We start from the raw sequence: 7,173 nt of genomic DNA, 5'->3' as shown, positions 1-7,173 counted from the left end.
TCCAGCTTGCCCTCGAAATACCTGCGGTGCGACATCTGTACTTTGCTCAAGTACGACATTACAACTTTGCCGTGACATCAAAAACGCCGATAATTTGTCTTATGTTAAATCTATGACGCGATTGGACGAATTTCATCTCTCACAGTCTCATCCCATCTCGCCAGCCCGCTCCAGCAGAAACGCGCGTTCCCGCCCGTTCTTCGTCAGCGAAGCCGCGCGCTCGAATTCCGCGCGTGCCTCGTTCTTGCGCCCGAGCTTCGCGAGCAGATCCGCCCGCACGCTCGGCAGCCAGTGATAGCTCTTGAGCGCGGGTGCGTCGGCGAGCGTGTCGACGATCGGCAGCGCGGCTTCCGGCCCGTACGCCATGCTCACGGCGACCGCGCGATTCAGTTCGACGACAGGCGTCGGCGCAGTCTGCATCAGCGCGTCGTAGAGCGCGACGATCATCGGCCAGTCGGTGTCGGCGGCGCTCGGCGCGCGCGCATGGCACGCCGCGAGCGCCGCCTGCAACGCATACACGCCGCGCGCACCGCCCAGCGCTTCGGATCGCTCCAGCGCGGCAAGCCCGCGCCGGATCAGAAGCGGATCCCAGCGGCTGCGGTCCTGATCCGGCAACAGCACCGGACGGCCTTCCCGGTCGACGCGCGCCTTGGTCCGCGACGCCTGAATCTCCATCAGCGCGACGAGCCCATGAACCTCGCTCTCATCCGGCGTCAGCTCCGCGAGGATGCGCCCGAGCCTGAGCGCGTCTTCGCACAACGCCGGTCGCATCCAGTCGTCGCCGGCGGTCGCCGAATAGCCTTCGTTGAAAATCAGATAGATGACTTCGAGCACCGATCCGAGCCGCGCGGCGCGCGCATCGGCTTTCGGTACCTCGAACGGCACGCGGGCCGCCGACAGCGTGCGCTTCGCGCGCACGATACGTTGCGCGATCGTCGGCTCCGGCACGAGAAACGCACGCGCGATTTCATCCGTCGTGAGTCCGCCGATCAGGCGCAGCGTCAGCGCGGCGCGGGCATCGACGGACAGCACCGGATGACACGCCGTGAAGATGAGCCGCAGCAGATCGTCGCCGATGTCGTCCTCGCGCGCGGCATCGAGCGCATCGACGAAATCGGGCGTGATATGCGCTTCCCGCGCGTCGAGATCGCGTCCGTATTCTTCGTGCTTGCGCGCGTGCAGCGCGTGTTGCCGCAGACGGTCGAGCGCCTTGTTCTTCGCTGTCGTCATGAGCCACGCTCCCGGCTTCTCGGGCACGCCCACGCCCGGTTGGCTCCAGTGTTCCAGCGCGGCGACGAACGCGTCCTGCGCCAGTTCCTCGGCAAGCGCGACGTCGCGCACGACGCGCGCCACGCTCGCGATCACCTTCGCGGACTCGATGCGCCACACCGCGTCGATGGCGCGCCGGGCGGCATCGTCCCGCGTGCTGTGCCGTTTCGCGCGCCCGCTCACGCCGCTTCCGGATCCATGTGCACGAGCTCCCAGATATGGCCGTCGAGATCTTCGAATCCGTGGCCGTACATGAAGCCGTGATCCTGCGGCGCGCGCGGCGCACGTCCGCCCGCGGCGATGGCTTTCGCAACCAGATCGTCGACTTCCGCCCTGCTCTCGCACGACAGGCACACGAGCGCTTCGGTGCTCGCGTGGGCATCGACGATCGGTTTTTCGGTGAAAGTCTGGAAGAACGTTTCGACGAGCAGCATCGCGTAAATGTTTTCGCCGATGACGAGGCACGCGGCGTCGTCATTCGTGAACGCCGGATCGAAGCTCAGGCCCAGTGCCTTGAAAAACGTCATCGAACGTTTGAGATCGCGAACGGGAAGGTTCACGAAAATTTGTTTGTGCATGGCGGCGGTCTCCGGGTTGATCGCTGTTTTCAATACCACGACGAACGGCGCGCAGGAAAATCGACACGAAGCGCGTGTCAGGTATAGCAAGGGCCGACTTTTCGGACTTCGACGGTGCACCATTTCGCTGCCGGACATTCGGCCGCGATCGCGACCGCTTCGGCGCGCGTTTCGCAATCGATCAGAAAAAAGCCGCCAATCATCTCCTTAGCTTCGGCGAACGGTCCGTCGATGACGCGCGCATCGCCCTTCGTTGCGCTGACGCGCGCCGCATCCCTGAGCGATGTCAGCGATTCGACCGCGCGCAGCACGCCGCGCGCCTTCAGTCCTTCCGCGAATTCGCCCATCTGGCGATACGCCTCGCGCCCCTCTTCCTCCGTGCGCTGGCCACGCTGTTCGACCGGTTCCACGACGAGTAGCAGATAAGCCACGACGAGCCTCCGAATGTTTTTTGATGCGTTCAAGTCTATCTCGATATTGACAAACACGAACATGCCCATCGATACTGCGACACATGCACGCAGCCATCCTTTTCTCCATCGCCGCGATTAAAAACCGCATGAACGCCATCCGTGGCGGGTCATCGGGACAGCGTGTGCGCTAGCAGAAAAGCAAGCAGACAGATTCCGAAGGCCCCGCCGCAAGACGGGGCCTTCTTGTTTTTGCGTGCAAGGTTCCGTCTTCGGCTCACATCATGGAGAGCAGAGATGGAAAAGGTATCGCAAGTTTTCGCGCGTCATGGCGTCGGCCACGGCGTCGCTTCCGGGCGCCTTGCTGCATCGGGCGCGCGCGTCGTGGTCTTTGTCGAAGTGCATCCGCATCAGATGGTGTCGTGGCGGCTCACGCGCGACGCCGAACTGCGCATCGGCGATGCGGCGGCGCCGTCGATCTGGCTGACGCGTCATCGCGATCCGTACGATTACTGGATGAAGCCCGGCGATGTCGTGCGTCTCGCGCGCGGCGAGCGTGTGTGGCTCACGTCCGAGAGCGATCAGCCGATCGAGGTGTCGCTCACGTCGTATCGCGTCGCGAAGCGCGGACTCGTGTCGCGCTGGCTGGCGAGATACTGGCCGCGCATATCGGACCGGCACGCCAACGCATTCTGACGATGCCGATGCTCACGGCTCGACACAACGGAAGCTCGCCGCGACGTTGATGCTGCCCTTGCCCATATAGCGCGGATAGTTCGGATAACGGCACATCGGCCGCGTGCGTCCGTTGGTGGCGGGCGCGATGTCGCTGCCAATGAGCGTCTCCGGCGCGATGCCGTTGCTCACCCAGTCGTCGAGCGCGCCGAGCTCGTCCCACGCGGGGATGAACACGCCGTTGCCGTGCTGGAATCCCGGCACCATGTAGAGCCGCATGAACGCATCGACGCTGTCCTTTCCGTAACGATCGACGAGCCCGCGATAAAACGCGATCGTCTGATTCGGGCTGATGACTTCGTCGGCGAGGCCGTGCATCGCGATGAGCTTGCCGCCATGCGCGATGAACGCGGTGTAATCCGGGTTCATCGCGCCGACGGTGTACGCGAGCGTGACGAGGCGCTGCTTGAAGCGCCCGGGCGTGTCGACGTCGAACGTGAGCGAGCTGAACGCGAGATCGCGCGTGACGAAGTGGCGGATATAGGCATCGCCTTGGGCGAACAGATAGCCGTTCGCGGCGAACGTCGGCGGATTGAGCAGCGTCGGCGAATCGCCGAGGCCGAGCGCGCCGGAGAAGTCCACGCCCTGAAACACGTTGTAGCCCGGATAGGCGCTGACGTCATACGCGAGCGGATACGGCAAGGTGACGCCGTCGCGCAGGGTCTCGAGCGTGTCGATCTGCGCGTCCGACAGACAACTGTCGCGCAAGGAAGGCCGCTGCCCGTTCTCGCAACGCAGCGACGCGATGATCTGCGGCTCCAGTTTCCTGCACGCCTCGACATTGCTGACGATCCCGTCCGCCGCGCCGTCGAGCCGGTCGCAATCGTGCACGACGGTCTCGAAGACGCGCCGCTGCTGCGCAAGGCCGACGAAGCCGCCCGGCTTCGCATACGACGCCTGGCCGACCTTCACGCCCATCAGCCGCACGCCGGAAAAGTTGATGGCGGGCGCGTTGGCGATGACGCCGTCGTAGTCGTTCGGAAACCGCTCGATCACCGTGAAGCCCTCGCGGCCGCCGGTCGAGCCGCCCGCGAAATAGGTCTTTTCGGGCGCCCGCCCGTAGCCCATCTGGATCAGCGCGAGCGCGACGTCGCGGGTTTTCTTCAGATGGCCGAAGCCGAAGTTCACGATGGCTTCGTCGTTGCCGGCGAAGTCCGCGCGCCCCGAATTGCCGACGTGGCCCGAATCGGAGCCGAAGGTCGCGTAGCCGCGCGCGAGCGGCGTCGAATCGGGGGCGAAGGACATCGGCTCGGTGCCGGAAACGATGGTGCCGTTGTAGCCGCCGCCGCCCATCTGCAGGGCGCGGCCGTTCCAGCGGCTCGGCAGATTCACTTCGAAGCGGATATCGGGCGTCGTGTCCTGCAGCGCCCTGATGAAGCCGGTAATGCGGCAGTATTCGCCGTTGCGGTTGCCGAGCGCCGCCGCCTTGACGACCGATGCCGAAACGATCGCCGCGCCGCGCGTCGGCAAGCCGATGATCGACGCGGGCACGGTTTTCCCTTCGAGATCGGCGCAGTGTTTCGTCAGATAGGTCGCCGCGTGGGCGTTCGAGCACGCGGCGAACGCGATCGCCGCGAGAAGCGCACGGATGCCGGGCAAACCGGAAGTGAAGAAAAGGAAGAACCGAAGCACGTCTTTTAAGGTGGCTACTTCAAACGCCGCACAATATATAAGAACAGTTTGCAGATAGCCATTCGGGTCTGCCGGTCGTTGCAGGGCCGCGTCCGGTGCGCTGCCCGCGCATGTCATTCGCCGTCCCATTCGCCGCGCAGATCGCTATTTTCCAGAAGCTGTAGCAAGGTTTCGGCCGGACGGCTCAGATGTTTGGCGCCGAACGCGATGAATTCCACTTCGGGCAATTCGGGCAAGTCGGCGCGATTCACCGGCGGCGCGAGTCCGCGCGCCGCCAGGAAATGCGAGCGCACCGTCAGCCCGAGACCGCCGCGCGCCGCGGCGATGCAGCCGGCGTGGCTGCTGCTCGTGCAGACCATCTGCCAGCTTGCGCCGGACATCGCGAGCGAATCGAGCACGACGCCGCGCGTGACGCTCGGCTCCGAGACCAGAATGAGCGGCAGCGGCTCTTTCGTATCGACGACCGTTCCCGGCTTCGCGAGCCATTCGAGCCGGCCGGAAAAAAGCCGCATGCCGCGCGCATCGCCCAGACGCCGCTTGCCGACCGCGAGATCGAGCTCGCCCGCATCGACCATCTGATAGAGCCGTCCCGTCATGCCGATCGTAATCTCCAGCTCGACATCGGGATGCGTGTCGCGAAAGGCCGCGAGCACGCTCGGCAGCGGCCCGAGCGCGATATCGTCCGATGAGCCGAGCCGCACGCGTCCGCGCAGCCGCGGCGAGCTGAACTGCGACTGCGCGTGCGCCATCGCTTCCAGAATCACGCGGGCGTGGACCAGCATCGCTTCGCCGTCGGCGGTGAGCGCGAGCGAATGCGTATCGCGCACGAAAAGCCGCCGCCCGACGCTCTCCTCCAGGCGACGAATATGCTCGGACACGCTCGACTGCCGCAGCCCGAGCTGGCGCCCGGCGTCGGTGAAGCTGTGCGACGCGGCCACCGTCGCGAATGTCGTCAGCCAGACTGGATTGAGCATGCGATATTGTCATCGCATATTCCGATGACAGTCAATGCGGCTAGCGGTCTTCCCGATGACGTGCGGAGTCATTAAGATTTCACATATCGCGCAAACGACCTTGTTTTCAAAAGGCTTTCGTGGGCGCGCGACCCTCCGCAACTCCGCTTCCACATGACCAAAGGTTCCTCCCACACGGCACTGCTCTGGATCGTCGCCGTGGGCTTTTTCATGCAGGCGCTCGACACGACCATCGTCAACACGGCGCTGCCTTCCATCGCGCGCAGTCTGAACGCCGCGCCGCTCGCGATGCAGTCGATCGTCGTCGCCTACACGCTCACGATGGCGCTGCTCACACCCGCATCGGGCTGGCTCGCCGACCGCTTCGGCACGCGCCGCGTCTATCAGGTGTCCATTTCGCTGTTCGTGATCGGCTCGCTCGCCTGCGCGAACGCGCACTCGGTGAACCAACTGGTGCTCGCGCGCGTGCTGCAGGGCGTCGGCGGCTCGATGCTGCTGCCGATCGGGCGTCTCGCCATATTGCGCGCCGTGTCGGGCGAAGCCTACGTTTCCGCGCTCGCGATGATCTCCGTCGCCGGCCAGGTCGGCCCGATTCTCGGCCCGACGCTTGGCGGCTGGTTCGTCGAGTCGTTCTCGTGGCACTGGATCTTCCTGATCAACGTGCCGATCGGCGCGGTCGGCCTGTATGCGGTGCAGCGCTTCCTGCCGAACGACACGGTGCATGACGCCCCGCCCTTCGACTTCGTCGGCTGCGGCTTGCTCTCGATGTGCATGGTGTCGTTCTCGCTCGCGCTCGATTGCCCGGTCGAGACGCATCGCGGCGCGGTATCGGCGGCGCTGTTCGCGCTCGCGGCCGTGTCGGCGTTCGCTTATGTTCCGTACGCGCGCAAGAAGCGCAATCCGCTCTTTCGGCTCGCGCTCTTTCGCGAGCCGAACTTCAGCGTCGGGCTGATCGGCAATCTGCTATGCCGGATCGGATCGAGCGCCGTGCCGTTTCTGCTGCCGCTTCTGATGCAGCTCGAACTCGGCTACAGCCCGCTGCATTCGGGTCTGATGATGCTGCCGATCGCCATCGCCGGCACGATCAGCAAGCGCTGGATCGCGCAGCTCGTGAAGCGTTACGGCTACGACATGTTCCTGCTCGTGAACACGGCGCTCGTGGGCGCGTCGATCGTCGCGTTCGCGCTGTTTTCGCCGACGCTGCCGCTCGCCGTCGAAATCGCGATTCTCGCCGTGTTCGGCGCGTGCAACTCGATGCAGTTCGCCGCGATGAACAGCGTCACGTTGAAAGGCCTGTCGAGCAAGGACGCGGGCAGCGGCAACAGCCTCTTCTCGATGGTGCAGATGCTCGCGATCGGTTTGGGCGTGTCGATCGGCGGCTCGCTCGTGCAGCTCTTCGAGGGGTCGTTCTCGACTGCGACCGGCTTCAAGCTGAGTTTCGTGTGCATGGGCGTCGTCACGTTGCTGTCGGGTGTCGTGTTCCGCTATCTCGATGACGCGCCGGGCCGCTCCGCGCCTGCCGCAGCGGGCAAGCGCGCGGCATAGCAAGTATTCTGTCCGTCCAACCGATCTTTG

Annotated in this window: 7 protein-coding genes; 2 read left to right on the top strand and 5 right to left on the bottom strand. The window is 64.8% G+C overall.

Annotated elements, in window-relative coordinates:
* Window positions 1-147 precede the first annotated feature (147 nt).
* The 3 genes from NCS02_RS07550 to NCS02_RS07540 form a co-directional block, all read right to left on the bottom strand.
* Window positions 148-1,452 carry an RNA polymerase sigma factor gene (locus tag NCS02_RS07550; RefSeq protein WP_250519462.1) on the bottom strand — a complete coding sequence of 435 codons (1,305 nt, stop codon included), beginning with the start codon at window positions 1,450-1,452 and terminating at the stop codon, window positions 148-150.
* Entirely contained in the window at window positions 1,449-1,847 is a 399-nt protein-coding gene (locus tag NCS02_RS07545) for a VOC family protein (RefSeq protein ID WP_175982886.1), read from the bottom strand. The genes NCS02_RS07550 and NCS02_RS07545 overlap by 4 nt, the downstream gene beginning before the upstream one ends.
* A gap of 77 nt (window positions 1,848-1,924) precedes the next feature.
* Window positions 1,925-2,278: a YciI family protein gene (locus NCS02_RS07540; RefSeq protein WP_008349620.1), complete on the bottom strand. Its 354-nt coding sequence runs from the start codon at window positions 2,276-2,278 to the stop codon at window positions 1,925-1,927.
* Between the two features lie 276 nt (window positions 2,279-2,554).
* On the opposite strand from NCS02_RS07540, the gene NCS02_RS07535 reads away from it, so the two are divergent.
* Window positions 2,555-2,953 carry a DUF2917 domain-containing protein gene (locus NCS02_RS07535; protein ID WP_250518196.1) on the top strand — a complete coding sequence of 133 codons (399 nt, stop codon included), beginning with the start codon at window positions 2,555-2,557 and terminating at the stop codon, window positions 2,951-2,953.
* 12 nt (window positions 2,954-2,965) lie between these two features.
* Here NCS02_RS07535 and NCS02_RS07530 read toward each other — a convergent pair whose 3' ends face one another.
* Both NCS02_RS07530 and NCS02_RS07525 read right to left on the bottom strand, forming a co-directional pair.
* Window positions 2,966-4,624, bottom strand: coding sequence for a tannase/feruloyl esterase family alpha/beta hydrolase (locus NCS02_RS07530; RefSeq protein WP_250522962.1), 1,659 nt, complete (start codon window positions 4,622-4,624; stop codon window positions 2,966-2,968).
* 113 nt (window positions 4,625-4,737) lie between these two features.
* On the bottom strand, window positions 4,738-5,598 hold the full coding sequence (locus tag NCS02_RS07525) for a LysR family transcriptional regulator (RefSeq protein WP_008349626.1): 861 nt from the start codon (window positions 5,596-5,598) through the stop codon (window positions 4,738-4,740).
* Between the two features lie 153 nt (window positions 5,599-5,751).
* Here NCS02_RS07525 and NCS02_RS07520 point away from each other — a divergent pair, with 153 nt between their 5' ends.
* Window positions 5,752-7,143 carry a DHA2 family efflux MFS transporter permease subunit gene (locus tag NCS02_RS07520; RefSeq protein WP_250519460.1) on the top strand — a complete coding sequence of 464 codons (1,392 nt, stop codon included), beginning with the start codon at window positions 5,752-5,754 and terminating at the stop codon, window positions 7,141-7,143.
* Window positions 7,144-7,173: the final 30 nt, after the last annotated feature.

It is taken from the genome of Caballeronia sp. NCF2, assembly GCF_023631205.1.
Taxonomy (GTDB): domain Bacteria; phylum Pseudomonadota; class Gammaproteobacteria; order Burkholderiales; family Burkholderiaceae; genus Caballeronia; species Caballeronia zhejiangensis.
The sequence above is the reverse complement of the archived record's forward strand: the minus strand, read 5'-3'. Positions and strand labels throughout refer to the sequence as shown.